At 61.3% G+C, this 26,611-nt stretch carries 22 protein-coding genes; 13 read left to right on the forward strand and 9 right to left on the reverse strand.

Annotated elements, in window-relative coordinates; all coding sequences use genetic code 11:
• Window positions 1-43 precede the first annotated feature (43 nt).
• On the reverse strand, window positions 44-2,377 hold the full coding sequence (locus ACNOHI_RS05830) for a PQQ-binding-like beta-propeller repeat protein (RefSeq protein ID WP_420473705.1): 2,334 nt from the start codon (window positions 2,375-2,377) through the stop codon (window positions 44-46).
• Between the two features lie 240 nt (window positions 2,378-2,617).
• A complete protein-coding gene (locus tag ACNOHI_RS05835; RefSeq protein ID WP_420473706.1) occupies window positions 2,618-3,010 on the reverse strand; it encodes a hypothetical protein in 393 nt (130 codons plus the stop codon).
• Between the two features lie 533 nt (window positions 3,011-3,543).
• Here ACNOHI_RS05835 and ACNOHI_RS05840 point away from each other — a divergent pair.
• Window positions 3,544-6,651, forward strand: coding sequence for an ATP-binding protein (locus tag ACNOHI_RS05840; protein ID WP_420473707.1), 3,108 nt, complete (start codon window positions 3,544-3,546; stop codon window positions 6,649-6,651).
• Window positions 6,652-6,727: 76 nt separating this feature from the next.
• Here ACNOHI_RS05840 and ACNOHI_RS05845 read toward each other — a convergent pair whose 3' ends face one another.
• Entirely contained in the window at window positions 6,728-7,702 is a 975-nt protein-coding gene (locus ACNOHI_RS05845) for a mechanosensitive ion channel family protein (RefSeq protein ID WP_420473708.1), read from the reverse strand.
• Window positions 7,703-8,091: 389 nt separating this feature from the next.
• Here ACNOHI_RS05845 and ACNOHI_RS05850 point away from each other — a divergent pair, with 389 nt between their 5' ends.
• The 4 genes from ACNOHI_RS05850 to ACNOHI_RS05865 all read left to right on the forward strand — a co-directional run bounded on the left by ACNOHI_RS05850 (window position 8,092) and on the right by ACNOHI_RS05865 (window position 12,649).
• Window positions 8,092-8,760 (forward strand): response regulator, encoded by a 669-nt coding sequence (locus tag ACNOHI_RS05850; RefSeq protein WP_420473709.1) that lies wholly within the window; start codon window positions 8,092-8,094, stop codon window positions 8,758-8,760.
• Window positions 8,757-10,076 carry an ATP-binding protein gene (locus ACNOHI_RS05855; RefSeq protein WP_420473710.1) on the forward strand — a complete coding sequence of 440 codons (1,320 nt, stop codon included), beginning with the start codon at window positions 8,757-8,759 and terminating at the stop codon, window positions 10,074-10,076. Before ACNOHI_RS05850 ends, ACNOHI_RS05855 begins: the two co-directional genes overlap by 4 nt.
• A 71-nt stretch (window positions 10,077-10,147) precedes the next feature.
• On the forward strand, window positions 10,148-11,614 hold the full coding sequence (locus ACNOHI_RS05860; protein ID WP_420473825.1) for a DegQ family serine endoprotease: 1,467 nt from the start codon (window positions 10,148-10,150) through the stop codon (window positions 11,612-11,614).
• 246 nt (window positions 11,615-11,860) lie between these two features.
• Window positions 11,861-12,649, forward strand: coding sequence for a DUF3014 domain-containing protein (locus ACNOHI_RS05865; RefSeq protein WP_420473711.1), 789 nt, complete (start codon window positions 11,861-11,863; stop codon window positions 12,647-12,649).
• A gap of 40 nt (window positions 12,650-12,689) precedes the next feature.
• Here ACNOHI_RS05865 and ACNOHI_RS05870 read toward each other — a convergent pair whose 3' ends face one another.
• Both ACNOHI_RS05870 and ACNOHI_RS05875 read right to left on the reverse strand, forming a co-directional pair.
• Window positions 12,690-13,349, reverse strand: a complete 660-nt coding sequence (locus tag ACNOHI_RS05870) for an MlaC/ttg2D family ABC transporter substrate-binding protein (RefSeq protein ID WP_420473712.1) — start codon at window positions 13,347-13,349, stop codon at window positions 12,690-12,692.
• A gap of 60 nt (window positions 13,350-13,409) precedes the next feature.
• Window positions 13,410-13,667: a hypothetical protein gene (locus ACNOHI_RS05875; RefSeq protein ID WP_420473713.1), complete on the reverse strand. Its 258-nt coding sequence runs from the start codon at window positions 13,665-13,667 to the stop codon at window positions 13,410-13,412.
• A gap of 473 nt (window positions 13,668-14,140) precedes the next feature.
• Between ACNOHI_RS05875 and ACNOHI_RS05880 the strand changes: the two genes are divergently transcribed.
• From ACNOHI_RS05880 to ACNOHI_RS05890, 3 genes are all read left to right on the forward strand, one after another.
• A complete protein-coding gene (locus tag ACNOHI_RS05880; RefSeq protein WP_420473714.1) occupies window positions 14,141-14,881 on the forward strand; it encodes a hypothetical protein in 741 nt (246 codons plus the stop codon).
• Window positions 14,882-14,957: 76 nt separating this feature from the next.
• On the forward strand, window positions 14,958-15,650 hold the full coding sequence (locus tag ACNOHI_RS05885; protein ID WP_420473715.1) for a DUF4142 domain-containing protein: 693 nt from the start codon (window positions 14,958-14,960) through the stop codon (window positions 15,648-15,650).
• 420 nt (window positions 15,651-16,070) lie between these two features.
• Window positions 16,071-16,328, forward strand: a complete 258-nt coding sequence (locus tag ACNOHI_RS05890; RefSeq protein WP_420473716.1) for a hypothetical protein — start codon at window positions 16,071-16,073, stop codon at window positions 16,326-16,328.
• A 27-nt stretch (window positions 16,329-16,355) separates the two neighbouring features.
• Here the strand turns inward: ACNOHI_RS05890 and ACNOHI_RS05895 are convergent, their stop codons facing one another.
• Entirely contained in the window at window positions 16,356-17,087 is a 732-nt protein-coding gene (locus ACNOHI_RS05895; protein ID WP_420473717.1) for a PDZ domain-containing protein, read from the reverse strand.
• Between the two features lie 58 nt (window positions 17,088-17,145).
• Between ACNOHI_RS05895 and ACNOHI_RS05900 the strand changes: the two genes are divergently transcribed.
• The 4 genes from ACNOHI_RS05900 to ACNOHI_RS05915 all read left to right on the forward strand — a co-directional run bounded on the left by ACNOHI_RS05900 (window position 17,146) and on the right by ACNOHI_RS05915 (window position 21,797).
• Window positions 17,146-18,051, forward strand: coding sequence for a pentapeptide repeat-containing protein (locus tag ACNOHI_RS05900; RefSeq protein ID WP_420473718.1), 906 nt, complete (start codon window positions 17,146-17,148; stop codon window positions 18,049-18,051).
• Between the two features lie 257 nt (window positions 18,052-18,308).
• Window positions 18,309-19,013, forward strand: coding sequence for a beta/gamma crystallin domain-containing protein (locus tag ACNOHI_RS05905; RefSeq protein ID WP_420473719.1), 705 nt, complete (start codon window positions 18,309-18,311; stop codon window positions 19,011-19,013).
• Window positions 19,014-19,093: 80 nt separating this feature from the next.
• Window positions 19,094-20,461, forward strand: a complete 1,368-nt coding sequence (locus ACNOHI_RS05910; protein WP_420473720.1) for a M16 family metallopeptidase — start codon at window positions 19,094-19,096, stop codon at window positions 20,459-20,461.
• A gap of 13 nt (window positions 20,462-20,474) precedes the next feature.
• The gene (locus tag ACNOHI_RS05915; protein WP_420473721.1) at window positions 20,475-21,797 is read left to right on the forward strand and encodes a M16 family metallopeptidase; all 1,323 of its coding nucleotides are present in this window, start codon (window positions 20,475-20,477) and stop codon (window positions 21,795-21,797) included.
• Window positions 21,798-21,806: 9 nt separating this feature from the next.
• Here the strand turns inward: ACNOHI_RS05915 and ACNOHI_RS05920 are convergent, their stop codons facing one another.
• The 3 genes from ACNOHI_RS05920 to ACNOHI_RS05930 all read right to left on the reverse strand — a co-directional run bounded on the left by ACNOHI_RS05920 (window position 21,807) and on the right by ACNOHI_RS05930 (window position 24,823).
• Complete coding sequence (locus ACNOHI_RS05920) at window positions 21,807-22,469, reverse strand: pentapeptide repeat-containing protein (RefSeq protein WP_420473722.1); 663 nt, start codon at window positions 22,467-22,469, stop codon at window positions 21,807-21,809.
• Window positions 22,470-22,527: 58 nt separating this feature from the next.
• Window positions 22,528-23,988 carry a DegQ family serine endoprotease gene (locus ACNOHI_RS05925; RefSeq protein ID WP_420473723.1) on the reverse strand — a complete coding sequence of 487 codons (1,461 nt, stop codon included), beginning with the start codon at window positions 23,986-23,988 and terminating at the stop codon, window positions 22,528-22,530.
• A 67-nt stretch (window positions 23,989-24,055) separates the two neighbouring features.
• The gene (locus tag ACNOHI_RS05930) at window positions 24,056-24,823 is read right to left on the reverse strand and encodes a PRC-barrel domain-containing protein (RefSeq protein WP_420473724.1); all 768 of its coding nucleotides are present in this window, start codon (window positions 24,821-24,823) and stop codon (window positions 24,056-24,058) included.
• A 389-nt stretch (window positions 24,824-25,212) separates the two neighbouring features.
• Between ACNOHI_RS05930 and ACNOHI_RS05935 the strand changes: the two genes are divergently transcribed.
• Window positions 25,213-26,598 (forward strand): DUF2254 domain-containing protein, encoded by a 1,386-nt coding sequence (locus ACNOHI_RS05935; protein WP_420473725.1) that lies wholly within the window; start codon window positions 25,213-25,215, stop codon window positions 26,596-26,598.
• Window positions 26,599-26,611 lie beyond the last annotated feature (13 nt).

Here is a 26,611-nt window from a genome sequence, read left to right on the forward strand (position 1 = left end):
CGACCGCGCTCTGCGCCTCCCGGTGCTGTTTCAACAATCACTGTCACTGCGGAAGCGTATAAACGGCCAGCTGATCTCCTACCTGGTCCTTGATGATCGGGTTGCCTCCGGCGGCAAAGGCGACGTATTGCCGGCCCTTGTGCTCGTACACAGCCGGGTTGGCGACTACGGGGGCCTCGACCAGGGCGGACCAGAGTTCTTCGCCGGTCGCCAGGGAATAGGCTCGTACCTTTGCGTCCATCGAGGCGCCGATGAAGATCAGGCCGCCGGCGGTGACTGCGGGCCCGCCAATGGTCGGCGATCCCCAGGCCTCCGGCATGTAAAAGCCGTACTTTTGCGATGCGCCGACAGGCCGGCGCCAGCTGACATTGCCTGTCTTCATGTCAATCGCCACGAGTTCGCCGAACGGCGGTTCCCAGCAAGGCATGCCAAGCCAGTTCATCGTGTTCTCCAGTGAAACGCCGAAGGGCGCGCCCTTTTGCGGATAATAGCCCTGCTCTGCGCCGGAGCCGCTGGCAACGCGCTCGTATTCCTCCCGCGGCAGGAGCTTGACATACTGGGTAATGTGCGAGGTGTTGACGATCGCCGTCTGGCTGCGTGGTTCGAAGGCGACGCCGCCCCACTGCACACCGCCGGCGCTGAGCGGGTAGCCCAGCGTTCCTGCATCCGCGGTGGTCGGGGGCGTGTACATCCCTTCGTAATGCAAGCTTTCAAACAGGCGCGAACACTGACCGAAGCCAACCAGGTCGGCAAGCCACCAGACGCTGGGCTTGGCAGCTTGCTTCAGCAATGGTGCCGGGCGCGTCGGCACCGGCTGCGTCCTTGCGTACACCTCGCCCGGAACATTGCCGCTTGGGACCGGGCGCTCCTCGATCGGCCAGATATCCTCGCCCGTCTCGCGGTTGACCACGAATAAAAAGCCCATCTTGGTCGCCTGCATCAGGGCCGGGATCGTCCTGCCATTGATTGTTATGTCCATCAGGGTAGGCGCCGAATTGATGTCATAGTCCCATAGATCGTGGTGGATCCATTGGCGCGACCAGACTACCCGCCCGGTTTCGATGTCGACGGCAGTGGTGGAGGTCGCCATGGGGATCGGCTGGGCACGGTTGCCACCCCAGTAATTGGGCGATGGCGACGAGACCGGCAAGTAGACCAGCCCCAACCGTTCGTCGACGGACATCGCGGTCCATACATTGGCCGTGCCGGTTTTCTGGCGCACCTCTTCGGGAAGGACGTGCAGGCTCCATTCCCGCTCACCGGTGCGGGCATTGATCGAAAAGACGGTGCCCGGTGGCGCCGCGGCAAGCTCCCAGTCCTTGCCGGCCCATCCGAGGATCAGGTGATCGCCTGTTACAGTCGGCGGCTGCAGCAGTGACAGCGGCCAGGAGTCGTTGACGTCGTTCCACTTGTTGACGTCGAGGACGCCGTTGTCGGCGAAGTCGAGGCACGGTTTTCCGCTGTCGGCATCGACAGCGAAGAGCCGGGCGTCCATGGTCCCGATGTAGACGATCTTCTGGCAGACCTGCCCTTGGACCGGGTGGGCGGCCTCCCAGTAGGCGACGCCGCGGTTCTTCAGTGCCGGCTGCGTAAGGGGCTTCAGGACCGAGTGCGTGTCGAAGGTCCAGCGCTCCTGTCCGGTCGCCGGGTCAAGGGCGATGATGCGGTAGAAGGGTGTGCCGATATACAGCGTCTCATTGGCGTAGATTGGCGTGGCCGACCAGACCGTCGCTGTCTTGTCGCCGCTGCCGTCGGATACATCACCGGTCTGGTATTGCCACGCCAGCTCCAGCTTGCCGACGTTCGCGGTATTGATCTGCGACAGTGGCGAGTACTTCTGCGCGTTCAATTGACCGTGGAAGCTGCTCCACTCGGGTTTCTCCGGTAGCGGCGACTGCTTCGCGACCGGGGCGTCTGCCTTGCCATTGGCTGCATGCCCCTCCGCCGATGCATGCGGGAGTCTGCTGCCGGCGGCGAATCCGATGCAGAGCGATGAAACGAGAAACAGACTGGCTGCGGTAGTCATACCTGCAGTCTTCGTGCGGCCGGTTGCGATATCGATCAGCAATCCCAGGAGTGCGATGGCCATGGCGCCAAGCAGCCAGAACTCGTGGAGGAGCCAGGCCGCCGCCAATGTGCCGAGGGCCGTCAGGAAGGCAAGGATACGCACGAGCCGGATGCCGCCGGCGGATCGCCTCTTAAGCAAGACGAGGCCGAACAACGTTAGCAACAAGGTCGACGCGACGACCGTCAATGCGCCGACCGTGCTGGTGACGCCGGTCATCGGCGTTAAATAGTTGAACAGCGCGATTCCGAGTCCGGCCAGCGCTGCAACCATCAATGCAGCCCTTCCTGCAAGGTGCTTTTCCGGTGCCATGCCTGTTCACTCCTGGCAGAAGCAAGACGACCGGATTAGGGGAATGTACAGGATCTCAGGGCAAGTGCGGTTGATTCACTTTCGTCGCGCGCCCCCTGCGACATGCTCTCCAGCACCGGTCGGACTTCCTCAAACTGTTCTCGCGCTTCAGCGAAAAAAGTTTGACGGAAAAATACTGAACAGGTTCTTCACGTCGTCAGGCATGGCAAGCGAAAAGGCCGGCAAGGCCGGCCTTGCGGATCAAGCCGTCTGGCCCATCTTCTCGATCATGTGATCCATCACGCGGGTATGCTCATGCTGCGGACTGAAGAGAATGAGCTCGGCATCCTCTTCGACCTTGACGGTATGTCCCGGGGGCCAATAGAACAGATCATGGGTACGGGAAGTTTCGCTGCTGCCATCGGCGTATGTGGTCGTTACGCTTCCGCGAATCACATAGCCCCAGTGGGGCGCGTCGCACATATCGCCCTCCAGGCCCTCCAGCAAAGGGGAAATATCCATTCCCGCCGGCAGCGAAAAGTATTCGCCGCTTATTCTCCCATACCCCGTGGCATCGCCGAAGTTGAGTTGTTGGCGAGCCGTGGCTCCCGGAATGCCAATCTTGACTGGAACATCGTCCTTGGTGATATGCATGGTGATCTCCTTCAATCAGGTGTTCGTCCGTTTCGGACGCAAAGTAAACTTTCCAGGGCGCGCGGGCATCAGCCGCCGAAGTAGATGTTTGACGGGTCAGTAAAATTGGCGCCGGCTCCGCCCTGCCCTCCTGCTCCCGTGCCGGCGCAACCGGCCATGAGTAGAACCGCAGCAATAAGCATGTAATACCGTTTCATCATGCACCTCCATTGAAATTGAAAATCTTCCTTGCGGCGATACTGCCTGCACAACGCGGATGCGTTTCTGCGCGGCAGCTTCGCGTCAACGCGAGTTGAACTTCGCTTCCCGCCAATCCCGCCAATGCCGGCCTATATCTAGAGTGGATAAGATTGCAGCGACTGATGCACGGCTGCGTCCTTCAACTTGCACATCGCACTGCCTATACTCCATGCACAGCGTTCCCAAAACGTTCCCGCCGCCCATTTGCAGGGGATGTCATGCCACTATCGCCACAGCTGGACCCCGCTCGCGAGCCGTTGCCAGTAACAATCCGCTTACTGGGAGGATTCAGCTTGAGGCTAGGCAACTTCCGGGAAGAGCCGGCGGATGACAGAGTGCGCGGACTCGGCCGCCGTCCGACCGAGTTGCTGCAATTACTGAGTCTGCAGGCCGGCCGCTGCTTGCCGCATGAGCAGGTGCTGGAGGCACTATGGCCGCATCTCGATCTCGATGCCGGCAGCGCCAACCTGCGCAAGGCCGCGCATCATGCCAGGCACGCTATCGGTCAGGCCGATGCCCTTCAGCTGCGCAACGGTCAGGTTTACCTGCTCCCGTCCTGCAGCGTGCAGTGTGATGCCGTCGAGTTCGAGCGGGCTGCCGACCGCGCTCTTGCCGCAGAGGATGCGAAGGCATGTTGTGCGGCTGCCCAGCTGTACGGCGGCGACCTGCTGCCCGAGTCTCCCTATGAGCCATGGACCGAAGCGCCGCGGCGGCGTCTGCGCGAGAAATACTTGCGCCTGCTGCGGCAAGGCTGCCTGTTCGAACGGCTGGCAGAAGAGGAACCAACCGACGAAGCGGCATGTGCAGCGCTTATGCAAGGCGCACTTGCTTCCGGCAGGCGTGCTGCCGCCTTGCGGTGGTACGGGCGTCTGCGCGACCATCTGCAGTCACTCGGCATCAAGCCAGGACCGGAGGTGGACGCCCTGTATCGCAAATGTGTAGCGGGTGCCGAGGGCGAGACGCCGGGCTTCATTGGCCGCGCCGAGGAACTGGGACGGGTCCTGGCCGCGATGAACGGGTCGTCGGCTGGTGCCTGCTGCGGCGTAATATTGCGCGCACCTGCTGGCATGGGAAAGACGGCATTGTGCCGTCGATTGCAGCGCGAAGCGCGGGAAATGGGCTGGCAGGTGCGCGCGGTACAGGCCTCCGACTGGACTCGCCCCTACGGACTGGCGAAGGACCTGATCGAGCCGCTATTGCTCGAAGCGGGAGACAGTGCAAGGGAGGCATTGGGACGGCATGCGCTGGCAGTGCTGACCGCAATGAATCCGGCAGGCCGCCCGGCGCAAGCGCTGGCATTGCCGATCAGTCGGCACCAGGTTGTCGGTGCGGTGCGCCGCCTGCTGCTCGCCACCGCACCGGGGCGCCCGGTACTGCTCGTGGTGGATGATGCGCACTGCGCGGATGACGCCAGCGCGGAAATACTGGCGCACCTGGCCGCCAGTGGCCCGCCGCTGTTTGTGCTGCTCGGTTGCCGCCCTTCCCTGCCCCAGGTGCTCGACAACAATATCGAGCGCATGCTGCGTGCCGACATGCTTGAGGTAGTCGAACTGGGACCGCTCGACCAGGAGCAAGCGGCGTTGCTGGCGGCCCGTTCGGCGCCGGAACCGCTTCCGCCGAGGATTGCCGCCGATATCGCCCGTTTGGGCGAAGGCGTTCCTTTCGCAGTGGTCGAACTGGCCCGCACGCAACGCGCCACCAGTGCCGCGCTGGCCGCAAGTCTGCCGGCCAATGCTTCAGCGGCGATCACAGAGCGATTGTGCGACGTCGAGCCGGACATCTTGCAATTGGTGCAACGCCTGGCGCTTGCAGGCAATGACTTTGACGCGGCCACGGCAATCGCTCTCGCCAGCAACGGGGAACAAGACCCGACGGATTGCCTCGACCGCGCCCTCGATAGCGCCGTGCTGATCGTGGATGATGGGCGATACCGGTTCCGGCACAGCCTCGTACGCCAGGCACTCGTCAACAACATTGCGCCACACCGCCGCGTATCAATGCACCGCGAGATCGCTCAGCGGTTGCAGCACGCGGGCAGCGCCCCAGGGCTTGCAGGACAGCACTGGCTTGCAGCCGGCGATGTCGAGCAAGCGCTGCCTTGCTCCCTGGCGGCAGCGCGTGAAGCGTTTCGTCTCGGTGCCTGCCAGGACGTGCTTCGCCACGTCGACCCGCTGCTTGAACTGTGCCCGCGACATCCGGAGGCGCTTGCCTTGCGCGCCGAATCAATGGATGCGCTTGGGCGCCCCGGCACGCTTGCCGCCTACGATGCTGCTGCCGAGGTCGCTCCCTATGAGATCTGCCAGGAATTGAAAGCCAAGCGGGCCCTCGCCCAAGTGAAGATGAGCGATCCACCGGGAGCCCTCAAGTATCTGCAGGACGTCAAGCCGACGACGGTGCCCGGCCGGCTCGCCGAGGCGCTTGCGTATAGCGGCGCTGCCGCACTCGGCTTCGGCGACCCGGCCGAAGGGGCGCGCCGCGCAGCCGAAGTACGCCGCCTGGCGCTGGAGACCGGCGACGAGGGTACGCTGGTGATCGCCTCATGGGCGCAGGCAGCAGCGGCGCACGCGCGCGGCGACCTGCACGGAAGCGTGTGGGCCGATCTGCGCGAGACGAGCCACCTCCCGCACCTGGCAGTGCGCGTGTTCGATGGCCACCTCTGCATTACCCAGCGATTCCTGTACGGCGCCCGCCCCTACCCCGAAGTGATCGCCTTCGCCAATTCGCTGGCAGCCGAGGCGCGGCGGCTCGGCGCCACGCGCGGAGAGGCCTTCGCCATCACATTGCGGGGAGAAGCAAGGCTGCTCAGCGGGCACCTGGACGAAGCGGAAAAGGACTTGATCGCCGGCGGGCAATTACATCGAAAGATCGGGGGAGCGACCGGCGAAGCCTTGTCATTGCAGCGCCGCGCGGAACTGGCCCTGCATCGCGGTCTCCTTGAGGATGCTCGCCGCCTGCTGTCCGAAGCCCTCGATGTGGCCCGCCAATCGGATGTCGGCTTTCACCTGCTGGACCGGATTTACGGCACCCGCATCACCCTTGCCAGAGCGAGTAACACAGATCTTGGTGTGCTGGAAGAGGCGCAAGCCGCAGTGTGCGGGCCGCTTGAGACTTGCCCCGGCTGTCGCATCACCTTCGCCATTCCCGCAACCATCGCTGCCGCGAGAGCCCGTCGCGCGGATCTGGCCGATGCCTATCTGCGTCAGTCGGAGTATCTGGCGAACGTGGTGATGAAGCTTCCGGCGTGGCATGCGGCCCTGCATGAGGCGCGCGCCCATGTCGCGCTGCTGAATGGAGACACGGAGGCAGCGAGGGAAAACCTGATCCTCGCGGCTCGCACCTACCGAGGTGCCGGGCATGTGCTTGATGAAACGCGCTGCAATTCTGCCTGGCCTCACTGGTAGTCCAGGAGGAACCACGGCTGGTTCCTTTTCTCGCTGGTGGATTCCTGCAGGCAGCATGTCATCGAAATTACTTCTGTCAGGACTCGTCTTTTTCTTTCGCACTCGACATGCCGGAAAGAACATGGCTCACGCTTGCCTGGCGCGGGGGCTCGCGGTGTCCCTTGGGCCATCCTTCTCTCTGGCGCGCGCGGTCCCCGTCCGTCTCCTCGGTCTGGTCGTGAAACAGAATCTGTTGCGTGGGGAACGGAAGGTCGATGCCAGCGGACATGAGTGCCGACTTGACCTTTTGCAGGACCACATCCCGGACGTTGAGGACATCGAGCTGGCGTGGCGGATGCACCCACCAACGCAATCGAATGTTTACGCTGCTGGCGGCGAGGTCCACGACGATCGCGTCCGGCTTCGGTTCCTTGAGCACCTCGGGAATTTCGCTGATCGCGCCGAGCATGATTTCTTTTGCCTTGGCAATGTCGTCGCCGTAGCCGATGCCGATATCGTATTCCAGCCGTCGTTTTTCAAAGGCGGTGTTGACGGTGACGGGATTTGTAAAAAGCTCGGAGTTGGGGATCACAATCCTTCGGCCGTCATAGGTCCGTATAAAGGTGGCGCGGGTTTCGATATTTTCCACGGTTCCTTCAAAGGATTTGAGAATGATCTGGTCGCCGATTCGGAACGGCTGCGTAAGCAGGATCAGGATTCCCGCAAGGAAGTTTTGCAGGATATCGCGGAAGGCAAAGCCGATTGCCACACTCGACAGTCCCAACAGGTTGACGAGTTGTCCGGGCGTGAACCCGGGGATGGCGATGACAAGGGCAATCAACAGGCCGATGAAGATAATGATTCCGTAGCCCAGGCGGCCGAGGACAAGGCCGATATTGTGATGCTTTCTGCCACGCTCTGCCACAAGCCGGATTCCGTGGCGCACCGCCTGCCCGAGCAGGACAAATGCGACGAAGACGACCAACGCGATCGCAAAATATGGCAGCCGTTCAATAAATCCGTTGGCCATTACTTGCACAGACCGGGTCGCCTCGGTCCAGTCGAAGTTCATTCCCTCGTCCCTCCTGCCATCGATGCGCGTCCTGGATCAACTGAAAAAGCAAAGATCATGACGGGCCGTTGATACTGCAGCCGTTCTGCCGTAAACCGCAGTATTCACCCTGATCAATACATTCCTACGAAAACAAATTACAACGCAGTTGTAGATTTTTTCGGTGCAGCGGACTGTACCCGTTTCATGGGAATCGTATGGCTGCGGAGCATTCTTTGCGGCAAGGAAAAGCATGGAGTGGCATACCGTTTGCAGCCTTCGCAGACGATGACGCTGTCGCAGTTTTCATAGGTCAAATGCATACTTGGCGGTAATGGAGGTTCAGAACATGCTGCATGGAGCACTTGTGCCAATGACGGGCGCGCAGGAGCAAGTACGGAAAGCAAGTGATGCGCATTCTGCTGGTGGAAGATGATGTGATGATCGGTGATGGCGTGCGAGCTTCGCTGCGGCAGGACGGGTACGTCGTCGATTGGGTTCGTACCGGCCGGGCAGCGGACGCCGCCCTGACTGCGGAAGAGTTCGACCTTGTGCTGCTCGACCTTGGATTGCCTGGAATGGATGGTATCGACGTACTCCGGCAGCTGCGTGCGAGAAAAAAGAACACGCCCGTCATCGTCATCACCGCGCGCGACGACATCGAAGACCGGATCATGGGCCTCGATGCGGGTGCGGACGACTATGTCGTCAAACCCTTTCATCTTGACGAACTTTCGGCTCGCATCCGCTCGGGACTGCGCCGTGGAGCGGGCAGAGGCGCCCCCGAAATCGAGGTCGACGGCGTTCGACTGAACCCGGCGACCAAAGAAGTGATGAAAGACGGGGCGCAGGTGTTGCTCTCGGCCCGGGAGTACGCACTACTCGAGGCCCTGATGACGCGGCCGGGGCAGATACTGTCGCGCGCCCAGCTGGAGGAACGGATGTACGGATGGGGTGAAGACATCGGTAGCAATACCGTGGAAGTGTACATCCATGCGCTGCGGCGCAAATTCGGGGTGGACTTTATCCAGAACGTGCGCGGGGTCGGCTACTTCGTGCCAAAAGCAGGGACGGCATGACCTCGGTACGCCGAAGGTTGTCCGGTTTTCTCCTGCTGGCCGCGTTGTTGACGGCTGTCGGCATCGGTCTGCTCACGTACCGGCAGACATTGAATGAGAACGAGCACCTGTTCGACTACCAGTTGCGCCAGATCGCGCTCTCCCTGCGCGACCACGGTGGCGCGGGACTCCTCGACGGCGCGATTGCCGCGCCGGATAGCCCCGATGTCGTGATCCGGATCTGGACGGCAGCCGGCAGCCTCGTCTACTTGTCCCATCCGGACAATCCCGTCCCGGACACGCTGGCCCCGGGCTTTGCGGACCTGACCGGCCCCGGCGGGCGCTGGCGCGTCTACACACTGCACACGGCGCAACGCATCATCCAGGTCGCGCAACCGATCGCACTGCGACGCGATCTCGCGGCTTCCGCCGCGCTGCGCAGCCTCACGCCGCTGCTGGCCTTTGCCCCGCTGATGGCGCTGATGATCTGGTGGCTCGTTGGACAATCCCTATCATCGCTGACGCGTACGGCACGGGAAGTCGAAAACCGCCACGCGCGCGCACTCGACAAGGTCTCCGAGGAGGGCGTGCCGGAAGAAATCTTCCCGCTTGTCAAAGCGATCAACGCCCTGCTCATCCGCCTCAGGCAGGCGTTTGCGCAGCAGCGCGCATTCGTCGCCGATGCCGCCCACGAACTGCGTTCTCCGATGACAGCGTTGCGGGTGCATCTGCAGCTTCTCGATCGTGCCGCAGACGAAGCGTCCCGCCGCGAAGCATTGCAGAAACTGCACGCGGGAGTGGAGCGCGCCGCGCACCTGATCGAGCAACTGCTGCTGGCCGCGCGAACCGACCCCGAGGACGCAGAAGTGGCCCTTGTCGATACCGATCTCGCCGAACTGGTGCGTGGTGCCATCGCCGACACGTTCGAGTTCGCCACGATCAAGCGTATCGATATGTCGCTCGATGCACCGGACACTGTGCTCTTGAACCTCGAACCGGCTTCTGCGCGCGTCCTCGTGCGCAACCTCCTCGACAATGCCGTCCGCTATACCCCGCCCGGCGGAACGGTCGAGGCATCGATCACGCGGGACACCGAAGCAGTGACTCTTGCCGTGGATGATTCCGGGCCTGGCATTCCGGAGCACGAGCGCGAGCGGGTCTTCGACCGCTTCTACCGGATTGAAGGAAATGACGCGCCGGGAAGCGGGCTGGGATTGTCGGTCGTTCGAAATGTTGCGCAACGCCACGGCGCTGTCGTGCAGCTTGGCAAGTCCCGCCTCGGCGGGCTACGCGTTACCGTGCGTTTTCGGGGAAGTGTATCGGCGGGAGCGCTTTAAGTTTGGTTTAATTCTCCGTCCTTAATCTGGCGCCGTACCGAAGTTTCGGTGTTCTTGATGAAGGAAGAATGATGAAATTGAAACCACTGGCGCTTGTACTCATCGGGTCTGGTATCGCGGTGGGGAGCGCAAACGCGCTTGGCTGGAAGCCCGCAGATCTGTTCGACGGCAAAGCGGAGAAATCCGCCATTGGAGCACCCGCTGCTGCACCGGTTGGCGGTGTGACAACACCGGGAAACGTCAATTTCCGCAGCATCGTCGAGCAGTACGGTCCGGCTGTTGTCGGTATCACGACTGAAGGATCGGCGACCTCAGCTGCGGTGGACTTGCCCGACGAGCTCGAGGCGCATCCGTTCTTCAAGCACTTCGGAGGCGCCCCGGGCCCGAATGGACAAATGCCGCAAGACCGCTTACCGGCCCAAGGGAAAGGATCAGGTTTCATCGTCAGCAAGGACGGCTTGATCCTGACCAACGCGCACGTGGTGGATGGCGCAGATGAAGTGACAGTCAAGCTGAACGACTTGCGTGAATACAAGGCGAAAGTACTGGGCACCGATCCAGCGACAGACGTCGCGGTACTCAAGATCGACGCATTGAATCTGCCAGTGGTCAATATCGGCGATCCCGGGAAACTCGGCGTCGGCGACGCGGTACTGGCGATCGGATCACCCTTCGGTTTTGAGCAGAGCGCAACGGCGGGCATCGTGAGTGCGAAATCGCGCTCCTTGCCTGGCGACGGGAGCGTACCGTTCATCCAAACGGACGTCGCGGTCAATCCGGGCAATTCCGGCGGCCCCTTGTTCGATGCGAACGGTGCGGTGGTGGGAATCAATTCGCAAATTTATAGCCGTACCGGCGGCTATCAGGGCGTGTCCTTCGCGATCCCGATCAACCTTGCGCTGCATGTGAAGAACCAGATCGTTGAGACGGGCAAGGTGGAGCATGCGCGCCTGGGAGTGACGATCCAGGAAGTGAACCAAACGCTGGCCGATTCGTTCGGGCTGGCGCAGCCCGGAGGCGCGCTCGTCTCATCCGTGGTGCCGGGCAGCGCGGCGGCTGAAGCAGGCGTGCGCCCGGGCGACGTCGTGCTCAGCTTCAATGGCCAGCGGATCGTCCGCTCTGGCGACCTTCCCGCGCTTGTTACCCTCGGCAAGCCGGGCGACAAGGCAAGCATGGAGGTCTGGCGCGACGGCAAGAAAGTGGACCTGCGGACGACGCTCGGCGCGGCAAAGGAAAATGTTGCTGCGAAGGATGCGGGCACTGCGGTGCCGAAGGGCAAGCTGGGGCTTGCCGTACGGCCCCTCACCCCGGAGGAAGCGAGTGCGAGCAGGCTGGCGGCGGGTGTGCTGGTTGAACAGGCCGCCGGGCCGGCTGCACGCGCAGGAATCGAACAGGGCGACATCATCCTGTCCGTCAATGGCAAGGAAGTGAAAACGGTGGACCAATTGAAGTCGCTTGTCGACAAGGAGCACAAGCACGTCGCACTTCTGGTGCAGCGGGGGGAAAGCAAGATCTTCGTGCCGATCAAGATTGGGTGACAGAAGCGTTCAGTCCTTGCTTGCCCCGCCTGCCGGAACGCCGTCACAGACGCGGCACGCACGGCAGACGGGGCACTACTTGACGAGAGTCTAACCCGCCCGCGATTTCCGCTTCGCCGACACGAAATTAAGGTGCGCCTAAGCGGACGGTCCTAAACTCCCACTGCAACACCTGACAACTGGAGCGCCCCCTTCCCTGTTCATAAGACCCTATGAACTCGCTCGCAAAAGAACATGGAGACCGACATGAAACGCGTCTTTTTCGGAATCCTCTTTGTCGCCGCCATAGTCATTGGCGGCGTCGCGCTGATCTGGAACCAGCCGGCCCCGCAACGGTTAGCGCCCGCAGCACCGGCTGACGAGGTGGCGGAACGCCGTGTTGAGCCTTCGATCACCTATCCTTTGCCCGATCCGGGGCCGACTGCAGCGGAACTTCCAGTGCTTGACAAGAGCGACGACGCCCTTCTCTCAGCGCTGTCAGGAATCCAGCGCAAGCTCGGCGACATGTTGATTCCTGAGCGATTAGTGCGCAATATCGTCGTCACCGTTGATAACCTGCCGCGCGAGTATGTGGCCGCGAGAATGCGGCCGGTAAAACCGGTCGCCGACAGCTTCCGCGTTTCGAAAGATGGGCAGACGCTTCGGATATCAGTTGCAAACGCGCGACGCTACGAGACGCCTGTCCGGATTTTCGAATCTCTGGATCCGGAGCCCCTGGTCGGAACTTACGTCCGGTTCTACCCACTCTTCCAGCAGGCCTACCGAGAACTCGGCTATCCCCAGGGCTATTTCAACGACCGCCTGATTGCCGTAATCGACCATCTTCTCGATGCGCCGGAAATTGATGCCGGTGCCGAGCTCGTACAGCCGCGGGTTCTTTACGAGTTCGCTGACCCCGAGCTTCAGCATGCATCGGCGGGGCAGAAGATCATGATGCGCATCGGGGCGGATAACGCGAAGAGAGTGAAGGCGCAATTGAAAAGAATCCGTTCAGAGCTGATCGCCGTATCCGAACGAACACGCGATGCTTCTTGAAGGCAGCAAGCCGCAGTCTGACGTTTGGGCTGTCCGTGTTTTAACGCCCACTTGATCCCTTGCCGCTGTTGTCCGCCATGTTTTTTGCCAGCCGCTCGTTCTTCCGATCCAGCGTATCGATCAGGCCGTCGATGCCCGACTGCTGAATCTCGTTGGAGAAGCTCCCGCGATAGGACTGAACCAGCCAGACACCAAGCACGCTGACATCAAATATCTTCCAGCCCGAATCCTCCCTCGCCAACCGGTAGTCCAGTTCGATTGGCTCCCGGCCGCGCGGCTGAATCACTTTCGACCGGACGATCACTTCGCCATCCGCCGAATTGCCCCGCATTGGTTCGACAACGATCTTGTTGTCCTCGACCTGGGATAGCGCGCCCGAGTAGACGTACACCAGCAGGTCGCGGAACTCTTCGGTCAGGCGCCGCTGCTGGCTCTCGCTGGCGCGATTCCAGTAACGACCGACGGCCAGCGATGTCATGCGCTCGAAGTCGACATGGGGAAGAATTCTTTGCCTGACCAGTTCAAGTATTCGCGTTGAATTGCCCTGCTGGAGCTCCCTGTCTCCACGTACTTCGGCCAGTACCTCACCGCTGAGTCGCTGGATCAGGGCGTCTGGCGCATCCAGTTGTTGCGCACCGGACGACAGCGCTATACCGGCGCCCAGAAGAAAGAATGCGACGCGGATGAATAGCCGTCTCATCGAGGTTCCTTTATGAGGCAGCAAGTCGAATAAATGCTGGCTCTTCCCTTCCGACCGGGGCTAAGGTCGGCGTTCATTCTCGCTCTCCTTCGTGCGCGGCGATGCGCTGTCAGTCGACGATGACGTCGGTTCGTTCCTGTGATTAGCTGCACCGGGATCCGGCTGGCGCTTTCCTGCATCTGTCAGTTGACGCATTCCTGTGGCCTCCGCTGCGGAATCAACAGCCTTCGCAAATCTCTCCCGCCAGCCGGCCGAGAACACGATGAGCAGCGCAACGATGATGAAGAGCGGGACGAATATCCTTTTCATGATGTTCACGCAACATGCAAACACGAACTTGAAAAAGCGCGACGTTTCTCACAAGGCTCGGTTTTCCCCGTGGGCTATGTGTCGCGTGCCACTATTGCCGATCGATCAAGAACCGTTTCGACATCGAAGGCTGCAAGAAGCGGGCCGAAGCATCGTTATCACCCGTGACGAAGCTGGCTGCACTGCGTGCCGATAATCGCAGCCTGTACAGCGGGTATCGCAATTTGTTACGCATTCCATCACGCTTCCGAGCAGCAAATTTGAAGCGCCGAAATACATTCGCACGAATACAAATTACACGCTCTTTGTATTTTTTTCGACTCTCCAGCGCGCGTTGAACTTGTGTCCCGAGGTGGACTGGCCGAGTGCCCTACGGTTCAGCGCAAACCGTGGCACATCGTTTGCAACCTCCAGTATCCCCTCGCGGCCGCGACTCCCTTCAGGCAGGCGCGACCTCTTTACCAACGAATAAGGAGACCCGCATGAAACGCTTACCTACCTATCTACTGCCCTCGATGATCGCTGCCATTCTGACTGGCGTATCTCCCGTGGTGCCGGCGCAGACCACTTCACCTCAGGCTACCGAGGCAGCCACCAGTTCCGGATCAAGTGCGACGGGTTCGTCTTCGGTCAGCGGAAAGAGCAGCATTCCGTCGCGCTCGAACGCAGACACGGCCACTGACGACGAGGCGATCCAGAACCTGCAGGCTGCGGCACAGTCCCTCAGGGAGGCCGTGCAACGAATGGCGCAAATGCCGCCCGGTGAAAAGCGCACTGAGGCGATCCGCGAGAGCAACGAGGCATTGATGCAAGTGCAGGGTGCAATGGCGTCGCTCCCGCCCGATCTGCTGACTGCCAACGCCAGGGAATCGGACTACAAGCGGTCCATGGACAAGCTGAAACACGCAAGCGACCGCTTGTACGCTGCAGCGGACGCCCTCGCGAATCAGCCGCGCGGGAAAGCGCGTGATACCGCCGTAAGAAAGGTGAACCAGGCGCTACTGGAGACGAACGAAGCGATGCTGACCGGCCTGCAGCTTGCAACCAGCAATGGGAAGCGGAATTCCGCTGGAAGGTCCTCGGGCAGCTCAGGCGCTGCCACAGGCAGCAGCGGGGCCGGCGGCAGCGCGACGGTCACCGGTCGTCCCGGCGGTAACACGGTAGAGCTGGGCAACAGCAAGTCCGGTTCGAACAATCAAGGCAGCAGCGGTAATTCCAAGTAAGGAACTCAGTGCCGAGCAGGCGGGGAAGCGAACAATCGCCGCCCCGCTTCCGGCGCTCATTTTGCAGGAGGCCATAATGGCTCACGTGAATCCAATCCAGATACAGAAATTCCTCAAAGGCGTCGACTATCCCGCGTCGAAGCAGGCACTGATCGACAACGCGAAGAACATGGGCGCAGATGAGAACGTCTGCGCGTCGCTGGAGCAATTGCCCGACGAAGATTTCCAGACACCCGCGGACGTTAGCCAGGCGTTCGGTGCAATGAGTGACGATGCGGGAGAGCAGGAAAAGGACAGCAGCGCGACGCATGATCGGCGCGGCAGTTCGGCCGGGCAGTCGGGAGGAAACGAATTCGTGGCGCAGGCGGTGGAAGATTCGATGGCGGAAGTTGAACTATGCGAACTCGCGCTTCAGCGAAGCGCATCCGACGAGGTGAAGTCTTTCGCACAGCAGATGATCGATGAGCACAGCCGGATGGGGACGCAGCTGGAAACGCTGGCACGCGACAAGAAGATCGACTTGCCAAAGGACCTCGAATCGAAGCACAAGGCCGCGCAACGGCAGATGGAAAAGCTTTCCGGCACTGAATTTGACCGCGCCTTCATGCAGCACAACGTGAAGGAACATGAAAACGATATCAAGGTATTCCGCCACTACGCGGAGCAAGAGTCGGACGACGCCATCTGCAAGCTGGCTGAGAACGGGGTGCAGATGCTTGAAAAGCATTTGCAGATGGCTCGCGACATTGAACAGCGACTCTCGTCCTGAATTGCCGAGTCCGTCCCGCGCAAGGCTATCGCGACACAGGGTCGTCGGGATCGGGGTCGGGCGGAATACCCTTCTCTGCAGCTTCCCGCGGGATAGGTCCGACTGACGGCGAGCTGCCGTCGCTTTCACTGAGGTCGTCAGCTGCTTCAAGGGAACGTGAATCTTCGGGCTTTCCCTCTTCGTGGGGAGGACGTGCGGGCTGATCCGCGGTTCGTTCCCTGTTCGGATGATGGTTCATGGCGACTCTCCCAGGAAGGAAATGGATCCTGCCTCATGCAACTACTGTGCCGAAACCCCCAGCGTCGTCCCGATGGCCTCAGATCTGCTTAGCTTGACCGCCGTCAGCAGCTCTGGGCCTCGACCGGAACACGGCATCCCCTGCGCTGTCTTACGCGACAGGTGTGCGGATGGAGGTCAGCCATGGAAACACGAAGAGAAGCCGAACAACTCGCATTCGAGGAGTGGTTCATCAAGGAACGCGGCTATGCCGAGTTCGACAAGGATGAAGATGGGCAGTACTCGAACCGCTTGACGCATTGGGCTTGGGAGGCCTGGAAGGCATCGAGGTCGAAACAAGCGGTGCAGAACGCCAGACAGCGCGCCGCGTGGTCACAGGTGCTTGTGGCGCTGCTTACTGTGCCCGCCGGTCTTGTTGCCGCACTGCCGGATATGCTTTAGCCGGATCGGCCACCCTCTGCTGTAAATTCACTTTCGGGGCACGACAAGCGAGAGAAAGTGCGCATGCCCTTCTTGCCGCACGAGTACTGCGGCAACGCGCCCTTCCCGTTCTGCAAGCCGTCCGTAAAAGTCGTCTATGCGCGATACTTCAGCGCCATTGATTCCCAGGATGACCGCGCCCACCCGGATGCCCGCTGCTGCTGCCGGACCTTCCGCCGATTCCACCACCAGTCCGCTTCGCACGCCTGCGCGGCAACGGTCGGCGTGATTCATTTCGCGCACCAACAAGCCTGCCACCTTGCTGGATAGCGGCATTGTTTTCTCGATGCTGGTGACATGTCCCTTTCCCGCCGGAAGATGGATTTTCAGCGGAACAGGATATGGATCCCGCCATACCTGAGCGGAAACAATGCTTCCAGGTGCATGCGCCTCCAGTAGCTGCAGAAGGTGACGGGAATCGCGTACTGCAACATCGTCCAGAGAAAGAAGGATATCTCCGACCTGCAGCCCGGCCCGGTATGCAGGACCGCCCTGGATCACTGAAGTTACAAGTGCGCCAGCGACCCTGTTCAGGCCGAACGACGACGCGAGCGACGCGTCCATTTCCTGGACTTCTGCACCGATCCCCGATTCAAGCACGTCGGCTGGCTGTGCTTGCCCCTGCGCACTTGTCCACGCTAATGCAGCAACAAAGACCACAAAAAGGCTCCGCCGAATGGCGACGCCCCATGATCCGCAACGTTTGCCAAGGCTCTTCATTGAACTGGTACGGGATGCAGGAGAAGCGGAGTGGCGCCAGCCGCGTTAGAAGATCAGCTTGAAGACGCCAAAAACTGTCAGCAAGCCGATGATCAGAATGATGACAAGCAGCCACATTAGTATCTTCATCATTGTTCCTTTATTGATTGGAAGACTGTCGGTTGAGTGGACACCGGAGTCGGGTGCATATGGCGTGCCCGCGAACGCGCAGCGCCGTGAGGCCGGTATGCGGTTTGCAGGACAAGGGGACGTGAGTTCAGCGGCCGGCGCTGAAGGACGTACGCAGCCGCTGCGGCGGTTTCAGACGATAGCAATCTTATTGAAGGAGCGAACCATGAATGGCAGAAAATGGATTGCGATCCCCTTGATCTTAATTGGCGCATCGGCCCTTGCCTGGGAGTCCGGCGAGCTTGAGGTGTGTCATGCGCAACCCGGCGGCGACTGCAGCGACATGTTTCTGGCGCGAATCGACCTCCGGGGTGCTGACCTGTCGAACGCGTCCCTCGCCCGTTCCAACCTCGCCAGCGCCAGCTTCCAGAACGCCGACCTCGATGGTGCCGATCTGTCCCATGCCGACCTGCGCAGCTCAAATTTCGCAGGGGCGTCGATGAACGCAACCGTCCTGCAAGAGGCCAACCTGACTGCGGCGACCATGCGGGATGCCGACCTGCGGCGCGCCGACCTGGAAGACGTGATCATGAGCGGCGCGAATTTGCGCGGCGCCGATCTTACCGGCGCAAAGCTCCTTGGCGCCGATCTGGCCATGACGAAGTTCGAACACGCCAACCTGCAATACGCTGACCTGCGTTCCGCCAATCTGGCCGGCGCGACGCTGTCTCAGGCCAACCTCCGCGGCGCGACATTGACCGGAGCAAACCTGACAAATGCGGATTTGCGCGGAGCCGACACGTCGCTGGCCAATTTTCTGGGTGCTGAAACCAGAGGGTGCCGCGGATGCCCCTAGCTCGCACCGGACTCTTTGACCACCGGGCAAGCAGGGAAAAGTTTTTACAAAAGCGTGTAATTTATATTGGCCCAAATATGAATTCCATTAGGCAAGACGTCGTCGCCGACGCCCTTCTGCTTTTGCCTCACTGCTCGGGATCGCGCACAACTATCGGCTGGACCCAGCGCGAAAACCCGTGTTTGGCACCCGACTTGCACGAAGCGCAGTACCGCTTCGTGCGGGCACCTTCTACAACGCCAAGCAAGGAGAACGACATGACCAACTTGACCAAGACATGCAAGACGACATTGGCTGCGGCCGCGCTTTCCGTGGCATTCAGCCCCGTGATGGCCGGCTCCGCGGATGCCGGGCCGCTGCTCGCGCAAGCAGCGACGCAACAGCAAACGCCGAGCGTAGGCGCGTCGACGGACCCCGCGAACATCGCCAACGCACCGAGCGGCGCGTCGGGATCAGGAAGCGCCTCCGGCACGAGCGGTTCGTCCGGTACCGCAGCCAGCTCGGGACAAAGCGGGCAGCAAGGGTCGTCGGCCCAAGGCGGAGGCACAGCATCGGCAAGCAAGGGAAAATCCGCGCAAACGGCGTCGAACAAAGGCCGCGACGCGAAGGCGCCCGTCTACCTGCTGGTTCCCGTTGACGTGGCCACCAATGACAACGCGATGAAAAATGGCTGCTGGGCCAAGCTTTACAGCCGCGACAACTACGGCGGCGACATGCTGACACTGGTCGGACCGACGATGCTGGCCGATATGGACAGCACTGGTTTCTTCGGCTTGAACTGGGACGACCGTGTCGAGAGCCTCGAACTGGGCCCGAAGGCGTCGATGACGGTGTACGACAATGAAAATTATCGGGACCAGGTCGCGCGATTCAATGCCGGTCAGCGCGTTGCGGATGTGAGCAAGCGTGTGGGACTCTTCGACGAATTCGCGTCCTTGCGCATCGATTGTCAACAAAGCTGACATCGCAGTGCCCCATGGTGGACCGCCGCGCCGTTGACGGGGCGGCGGTCGTTGCGGACTCGCCCGGACAAGGGGGATAAATGAAAAAAACGGCAACGCGCTCTTTCCTCCCGATGGCACTTGCCTTCGCGACCACCGTCGCGTCGGCGCAAGCGTCGCACGAGTGCCAACTGGTCAACGGCATGCGCGTGATCGTAAAGGAAGATCACCGCGCCCCCACCGTCGCGCACATGGTGTGGTACCGCGCCGGCTCGATGGACGAGCACAGCGGCGTGACCGGTGTCGCCCACGTGCTTGAACACATGATGTTCAAGGGAACGAAAACGCACAAGCCCGGCGAGTTCAGCCGCCGCGTGGCGCAACTGGGCGGCCGGGAAAACGCTTTCACAAGCACCGACTACACCGCCTATTTCCAACAGGTGGAACGGTCTCGTCTGCCACAGATGATGGCGCTTGAAGCGGACCGGATGGCGAATCTCGTCTTGACCGAGGAAGAGTTTGCACGCGAGATACGGGTCGTCATGGAGGAACGTCGCCTGCAGACTGACGACCAGCCGATCGCGAAGTTATACGAGGCATTGCACGCGGCCGCCTACTTCTCGCATCCCTACCACCATCCCATCGTCGGCTGGATGAGCGACCTTGCAAATATGACGGTGGAAGACGCCCGGCGCTGGTACAGCCGCTGGTATGCGCCGAATAATGCCGTCATGGTGGTTGCGGGTGACGTCGAAGGAGCCGCCGTGTGCGCACTGGCGCGCCGCCATTTTGGAGCCATCCCGTCACGCCCGGTGCTCTCGGCACGTCCGCAGGAGGAAGCCCCACAGACGGGACCACGGCGCGTGACGGTGAAGGCGCCGGCGGAGAATCCCTACATCGCGCTCGCGTTCAAGGCACCTGCCTTGCGCGACGTTGAAAAGGATGAAGATCCGTTCGCACTCGATGTGCTGGCTGCGGTGCTCGACGGCTACGACAATGCGCGGCTCAAGGCCGGGCTTGTCCGCACCGAACGTATCGCCAATACCGCGTCGGCGGAATACGCCAACATTTCGCGGGGGAGCCCTGTTCTGTTCGTCCTATCCGGAACGCCAGCGACGGGCGTCTCCCCAGAGGTACTTGAGAAACGACTCCGCGACGAAGTGGCCCGCATTGCGAGGGACGGCGTATCCGAGGAGGAACTCGCCCGGATCAAGACCCAACTCGTCGCCGACGAAATCTACAAGCGGGACTCCGCGTTCGGGCAGGCAATGGAAATCGGCGAGCTGGAGTTGTCGGGGATACCGCACACGAAGATCGACCGGATCATCGAGAGGCTGGGCAAGGTCAGCGTGGAACAGGTCAAGGCAGTGGCCGCAAAATATTTTGGCGACGACAACCTGACAGTTGCCACGCTCGTTCCACTCCCGCTGGAGAACAGGAAGCCTCCTTCCCTTCCGACGCGGCACTGAGACCGGTTCAAGGATGCAGAACATGAAAATTGTCATTGTGTTCCTCGTTGCCTGGATGAGCGGCACGGCTCATGCCGCGCTCGATATCCAGTCCTGGACGCTTGAAAATGGCGCGCGCGTCCTTTTTGTTGAAAGTCGCACCCTCCCGATTCTCGACGTCAGCGTCGAATTCGATGCGGGTTCGAGACGCGACCCTGCCGGCAAGGCCGGGACCGCTTCGCTGACCAATGCGATGCTCGCCCGCGGCATCGAGCCTGCCCCCGGAAGCGCGGGCGGCCCCGCGATGAACGAGGCGCAGATTTCGAATGCCTTCGCCGATATCGCCGCCCGCCGTTCGGGGAACGTTGGCAATGATCGCGGTGGGATGACGCTACGCACGCTCGCGTCGCCGGAAAACCGCAATCGGGCGATCATGCTGATGGCGCGCCTGCTGGCCCAGCCGAGTTTTCCGGAGGCGCTGCTCGACCGGGACAAGGCCCGCGTCGTCGCCGCCATCAAGGAAGAGCTTACGCGGCCGGAGTCCATTGCCAACCGGGCATTCTGGCGTGTTCTTTACGCGCCGCATCCTTACGGCAGCAATGCGACTCCCGAGTCGGTCCAAGCGATTACCCGCGAGGATCTTGTCGCGTTCCACAAGAAGCATTACGTATCGAATCGCGCAGTGATTGCAATGATCGGCAGCATCAGCCGGGCGGAAGCGGATGCGACGGCGCGCGCATTGACCTCCATGCTGCCGAGCGGAGCCGCGCTGGGCTCCCTGCCACCGGTGCCTGTGACCGTCAGACAGGAAGAGCGCGTCGCGCACCCGGCGTCGCAATCACATATCCTGATGGGCGCGCCGGCGCTCGAACGCGGCGATCCCGACTACTTTCCGCTTACCGTCGGCAATTACATTCTTGGCGGGGGCGGCTTTGTGTCCCGTCTCATGCACGAGGTTCGGGAAAAGCGCGGTTTGTCCTACAGCGTCTACAGCTACTTCCTGCCTATGGAGCAGCAAGGCCCGTTCGAAGTCGGCATGCAAACCCAGAAGGCGCAGACCGACGTGGCGCTCGACGTGGCGCGCCGCACGATCGCGGAGTTCATGAACACCGGGCCGACGCAGGATGAACTCCAGGCGGCGAAGGATAACCTCATCGGCGGTTTCGCGCTGCGGCTGGACAACAACCTGAAGATCCTCGAAAACATCGCGGTGATCGGCTTCTATGACCTGCCGCTCGATTACCTGAAGACCTGGACGCAAAGGATTTCGCAGGTGACCGCGGATGACGTCATGCGTGCTTTCCGACGCAAGATCGGGCCGGAGCGTCTTGCCACGGTGGTGGTCGGCGCCGAATAGTTGACGTTCCTAACGCAACGACCCGGGTGGCTGAGGAGGACACCCGCGGCATCCGACCATGTCGGCGCCGGTGAACGTGGCCTGGTGCAGCCTCGCGCCGCGCAGATCCGCGTTGCGCAGGTTGGCGTTGGTAAAGTTTGCGCCTTCCAGGTTTGCGCCGTTCAGCACGGCTCCCGACAGGTCTGCCGACCGGAAATTGGCCCGGTTGGCATCAGTGTTCAGCAGTTTCGCCGCTCGCAGTTCCGCGCCGGAGAAATCGGCACCGTTCAGGACGGCCTTGCTGAAGTCGGCCGCCTCGCCGATCACGTTCTGCATGTTTGCATTGCTGGCCTGCGCCGACAGGAGATTGGCGTGCGCGAGGTTTGCCGCCCTCAGGTCCGCGTCAACCAGGCGTGCCTCGCGAAGATCAGCTAGCCGAAGATCAGTGCGCGTCAGGTTGGCGTTGGTGAAATTCGTCCCAGTCAGCCTGGCACCTTCCATGTTGGAACCGGAGAATTGGGCGCGCGAGAGATTCTGCCGGCTGAAGTCGACGCTATTGAGGTTCATGTCGGCGCACAGCGTCCCTTCCCGCGGACGGCAATTGTTGACCGTGGTCTGATCCTGGCCGTGCGCAAGCGAAGCGTGCAACAGGATGGCAAGGAAGCAACCAAACAGGCGGAATGAATTGTTCATGGCGATTCTCCTTGTTGAACGGCGCATACCTTATTCAAGACCACCGGAAAGCGCCCTTCTAGCGCGGCTTCCTCTCCGCGCCTTCCGGCAACTTCAGGGGCACGAAGACCGTTTCTGCCCCGCGCCGCACCAGCAAGGCTACTGTCTTGCCCCGGTTGCGGGTGAACATTGACTCAAGCTGCGCCACGTCCTTCACGGGCATATCGTTGATGCGGAGGATGATGTCGCCCGGCCGGATTCCAGCCCTCGCTGCCGGGCCTTCTGCATTGTGCACCAGCACGCCGTGATCGAGCTTGAGCGTGCGGCGCTGCTCGTCGGGCATCGGTCCTACGCTGAGACCAGCCCGGGCAGCGGTTTTTGCGCTGGCATCGCTGCTTTCCTTTGCAGACGGCGCCATGAGCTCCGCCGTTGTGATTTTGATCGGCACGATCTGGCCTTTTCTCCATATATCGGCCGTCACGGTGGTGCCGGGTTTCGTCCCCGCGACCAGGCGGGCGAGATCGGCGGAGCGTTGCACCGGCTGTCCATTCAATGCCATGACAATGTCGCCCGCCTGCAGCCCGGCCTTTGCGGCCGGCCCGCCCTCTTCCACCTGGGCCACGAGCGCCCCGCGCGGCTCCTGCAAGCCGAACGATGCCGCCAGTTCGCGCGTCAGTTCCTGCACCTGCACGCCGATACGGCTGCGCGTCACCTTCCCCGATGTCCGGAGCTGTTCAGCGACATCGGAGGCAATATCGATGGGTATGGCAAAAGACAATCCCATGTACCCGCCAGTCCGGCTGTAAATCATCGAGTTGATCCCGATGACTTCTCCGCGCATGTTGAACAAAGGTCCACCCGAGTTGCCGGGATTGACCGCCACATCCGTCTGGATGAAAGGCACGTAGCTTTCGTTCGGCAACAGGCGTCCCTTCGCGCTGACGATTCCGGCGGTGACACTGTTCTCGAAGCCAAAGGGCGCGCCGATTGCTGCGACCCACTCTCCCGGTTCCAGCGCTCGCGGGTTGCCCATCTTGACGGCGGGCAGCCCGGTCGCTTCGATCTTCAGCAAGGCCACGTCCGTATAGGTGTCCGCCCCCAGCACCTTGGCCTTGAATTCACGCTTGTCCGTAAGCTTGACTGTCACCTCGTCGGCATCCGCCACCACGTGGGCATTGGTCAGGACGAATCCGTCCGGACTGATGATGAAGCCGGAACCCAGTCCTTGCGCGTGCTGCTCCCCCGGGTCAGGCTGCGGCCCGAAGCGGCGGAAGAATTCGAAAAACGGATCTCCCTCCGGCACGGGCATGGCGGCGCGCCCGCCGGAAATGGTCCGGGTGGCACTGATGTTGACGACGGAGTTGCCTTGCTGTTTGACGAGATTGACGAAGCTTGGCAGTTCGATCGTCTGCGCCGGCGCAGGTTGTTGCACGCCGCCTGCGGGCGCTGGTTGGGCATGGCCCGGGAGCGGAACAAGCAAGGACAGCGCGACGGCGCTTGTGAAGGCGGTTCTGCAAGCTGCAGCATTGAAGTTGTTCATGTTGTTCTCCGGTAGGCATACAGGACAGAAGCTTGGCACCGGCCCGCTTGGACACTGCGTCCGGCCGTCACGAGGGACCGAACTGCCGGAACAGCCGGGCGGATCCTGTGTCCGGCGGGAGGTTTGCTTCGGGGTCATATTCCGGGCTGTCCTCAATCTGCTCGCGCGTCACATTGACCACCACGGATTTGCCTTCCCAGCTCACACGCTCGATGCGGCCAGGCGGCACCATGACTTTTTTCCCCGGCCACCAGTTGCGCGTATCCACCACCATCAAGGCGATCTTCCAGCTTTCTTCATCGAAAAGCAGGTCTTCGACGTGGCCGATCGTATCGTCGGTCGCCTGTATGTCGTAGCCGATCACTTCGTCGGCGCTGCGCAGATGCGGGTCGTTGCGGGCGCGCTTCTGCTCCATGCGCACGCGGTCTTCCTGGCGTCCTTCATCTTCGAGAGGTTTCTGTTCCAGCATGCCGGGGAGCACGGTATATCCCCAAAGATAGGGCCCGGACCAATAGTACGGATAGCCGTAATAGTCGTAGAACTCAACCTCATGCTGGCGAACCACCGGTTTTGCCGTCTCGATAGACGGGCTGTTCTGTACCTGCTCCCTGGTCAGGTTGACCGCCAGCGAATGGTTCCGCCAGTCTGCGCCGGTCACGGCATGGGGTGAAAGCAGGACTTTGCGCCCGGTCAGCCATCCGCCGGTATCAACCACCAGGTAGCGGACGGTCCATTCCTGATCATCGAAGTACACATCCTTGACGCTGCCAAGTTCGCCGTCTTTCGCGATGATGGAGAATCCTTGGAGACCGTCGGTGCTGTGCAACAAGTTCATGGTTACCTCCGACATTGATACTGTGTTTTCGACACAACGCGCCGGCAGAGTGCGGACAATCGTTCAACTCGGGACGATCGTCGCTCGCGCACACGACGACGTTCCGTAATGCCGGTGCAAAAGGAGTGCCCGGACACATCAGGGCCGCGTACGCCTGATCTCCTCGCCGCACTGCCAATTTTCCGCCCAGCAATCCATTCGTACAAATATAAATTACACGACTTTGTAAGAAAGTTTTCAATCCGGATGCTCGTGAGCACCGCCGCCACGACTCCAGATTGGGACTGCCCTCACGTCGTACACCCTGGGGCAACTTCTTTCGGCGTCGCAATCCACTGGTATGAATCCTGCAAAGTTTCAGTGGTGGTAATGATCATTTTGAGGGCGACATGCTCCGTCTTCTGCAAGTCCTCCAGGACATTCGCTATTCGCTGTGGTTCATCCCTACCCTGGTGGTCGGCTTCGCGATCGGCCTCGCGGTTCTCGCCATCGAGGTGGATACGCGTATCGGTGACGACATACTGTCTCAATGGCCCCGCCTGTTCGGCGCCAGCGCCGATGGCGCGCGTGCATTGCTGCAGACCGTCGCGGCGGCGATGATTACGGTCGCCGGCCTGACGTTTTCGATCACCGTCCTGGTCCTGTCGCTGGCGGCCTCGCAGTACACACCACGCGTCATCCGCACTTTCATGGGCAGCCGGCCGACGCAGATGGTGCTCGGCACCTTTATCGGGATTTTCTGCTACTGCCTCGTCGTCATGCGCGCAATCCGCGGCACCGACGAGGCCTTCGTGCCGTCCGTGGCAGTCACCGTCGCCATGCTGTTCGCGCTGATCGGCGTCGGTGTTCTGGTGTATTTCATCCATCACATGGCAACCTCGATTCAGGTTTCCACCATTGTTTCGCACGTCGCGGCGGAGACGGTCAGGATGGTCGACGCGACCTACGGCAGCGATTTGCCCGCAAAGGAGGACAATCGGAATGCTTCACCGCCAGGTTATTCCGGCGCGGACTGGTTCGGGCTCAAATCGGCACGTACGGGCTACCTGCGATCCGTCGATTTCAGCGGGCTTGCCCGCTACGCTTCGGAACACGGGATCATCGTCCGGATGGAACGGAAGATCGGGGACTTCGTCATCGACGGCGGTTTGCTGGCATCAATGAACCGCAAACCCGATGCCCAGATGGAGGCGAAGCTGAATGGCTACTTCAACACCGGCCATTATCGAACCGTCGAACAAGACCCAGCCGTCGGCGTACAGCAACTTGTCGACATCGCCTTGCGCGCCTTGTCTCCGGGCGTAAACGACACAACGACTGCACTCCTGTGCATCGATTACCTGTCCTCCATTTTTGCCCGGATGGCGCCTCTGCAAATACTTCCGGACCATTGCCGGCATGAGGGAAATCTGCGCGTGATGCGCTGTGGCGACGACTTCCATGACATGCTGGGCAATGTCGTCCGGCAGATTGGTGAAAGTGGCAAGGGAAGCCTCACCGTTTCACTGCGCCTGCTGGACGCACTGGACGCCATCGCACGATGCGCACAGGGCGAACGGCGCAGATTTCTTGTCGACCAGATTGCGCGTATTGCCAGCGGCGGCAACAGGCACCTCGACGATCCCGACCAGATTGCCGCGCTTGAACAGCGCGGCCGCGCCATGCTGGCCCGCCTGCCGCTAGCCGTTCCACCAGATGCTGTTGCGAGCGACGCGTCACGCCGCGATGGCACGCATCATGCAGCGTCACGGGCCACACACGGCGCAGTGCCGTGACCATTGCATGTGC

The sequence above is a fragment of the Noviherbaspirillum sp. ST9 genome, from assembly GCF_048799745.1.
Taxonomy (GTDB): Bacteria; Pseudomonadota; Gammaproteobacteria; order Burkholderiales; family Burkholderiaceae_D; genus Noviherbaspirillum.

Coding starts and splice junctions, on each gene's coding strand:
- ACNOHI_RS05925 (WP_420473723.1), bottom strand. CDS start 23,988: ATGAACAACTTCAATGCTGCAGCTTGCAGAACCGCCTTCACAAGCGCC.
- ACNOHI_RS05870 (WP_420473712.1), bottom strand. CDS start 13,349: ATGAGACGGCTATTCATCCGCGTCGCATTCTTTCTTCTGGGCGCCGGT.
- ACNOHI_RS05845 (WP_420473708.1), bottom strand. CDS start 7,702: ATGAACTTCGACTGGACCGAGGCGACCCGGTCTGTGCAAGTAATGGCC.
- ACNOHI_RS05850 (WP_420473709.1), top strand. CDS start 8,092: ATGCGCATTCTGCTGGTGGAAGATGATGTGATGATCGGTGATGGCGTG.
- ACNOHI_RS05865 (WP_420473711.1), top strand. CDS start 11,861: ATGAAACGCGTCTTTTTCGGAATCCTCTTTGTCGCCGCCATAGTCATT.
- ACNOHI_RS05915 (WP_420473721.1), top strand. CDS start 20,475: ATGCAGAACATGAAAATTGTCATTGTGTTCCTCGTTGCCTGGATGAGC.
- ACNOHI_RS05935 (WP_420473725.1), top strand. CDS start 25,213: ATGCTCCGTCTTCTGCAAGTCCTCCAGGACATTCGCTATTCGCTGTGG.
- ACNOHI_RS05830 (WP_420473705.1), bottom strand. CDS start 2,377: ATGGCACCGGAAAAGCACCTTGCAGGAAGGGCTGCATTGATGGTTGCA.
- ACNOHI_RS05910 (WP_420473720.1), top strand. CDS start 19,094: ATGAAAAAAACGGCAACGCGCTCTTTCCTCCCGATGGCACTTGCCTTC.
- ACNOHI_RS05905 (WP_420473719.1), top strand. CDS start 18,309: ATGACCAACTTGACCAAGACATGCAAGACGACATTGGCTGCGGCCGCG.
- ACNOHI_RS05920 (WP_420473722.1), bottom strand. CDS start 22,469: ATGAACAATTCATTCCGCCTGTTTGGTTGCTTCCTTGCCATCCTGTTG.
- ACNOHI_RS05860 (WP_420473825.1), top strand. CDS start 10,148: ATGAAATTGAAACCACTGGCGCTTGTACTCATCGGGTCTGGTATCGCG.
- ACNOHI_RS05880 (WP_420473714.1), top strand. CDS start 14,141: ATGAAACGCTTACCTACCTATCTACTGCCCTCGATGATCGCTGCCATT.
- ACNOHI_RS05835 (WP_420473706.1), bottom strand. CDS start 3,010: ATGCATATCACCAAGGACGATGTTCCAGTCAAGATTGGCATTCCGGGA.
- ACNOHI_RS05890 (WP_420473716.1), top strand. CDS start 16,071: ATGGAAACACGAAGAGAAGCCGAACAACTCGCATTCGAGGAGTGGTTC.
- ACNOHI_RS05930 (WP_420473724.1), bottom strand. CDS start 24,823: ATGAACTTGTTGCACAGCACCGACGGTCTCCAAGGATTCTCCATCATC.
- ACNOHI_RS05855 (WP_420473710.1), top strand. CDS start 8,757: ATGACCTCGGTACGCCGAAGGTTGTCCGGTTTTCTCCTGCTGGCCGCG.
- ACNOHI_RS05895 (WP_420473717.1), bottom strand. CDS start 17,087: ATGAAGAGCCTTGGCAAACGTTGCGGATCATGGGGCGTCGCCATTCGG.
- ACNOHI_RS05885 (WP_420473715.1), top strand. CDS start 14,958: ATGGCTCACGTGAATCCAATCCAGATACAGAAATTCCTCAAAGGCGTC.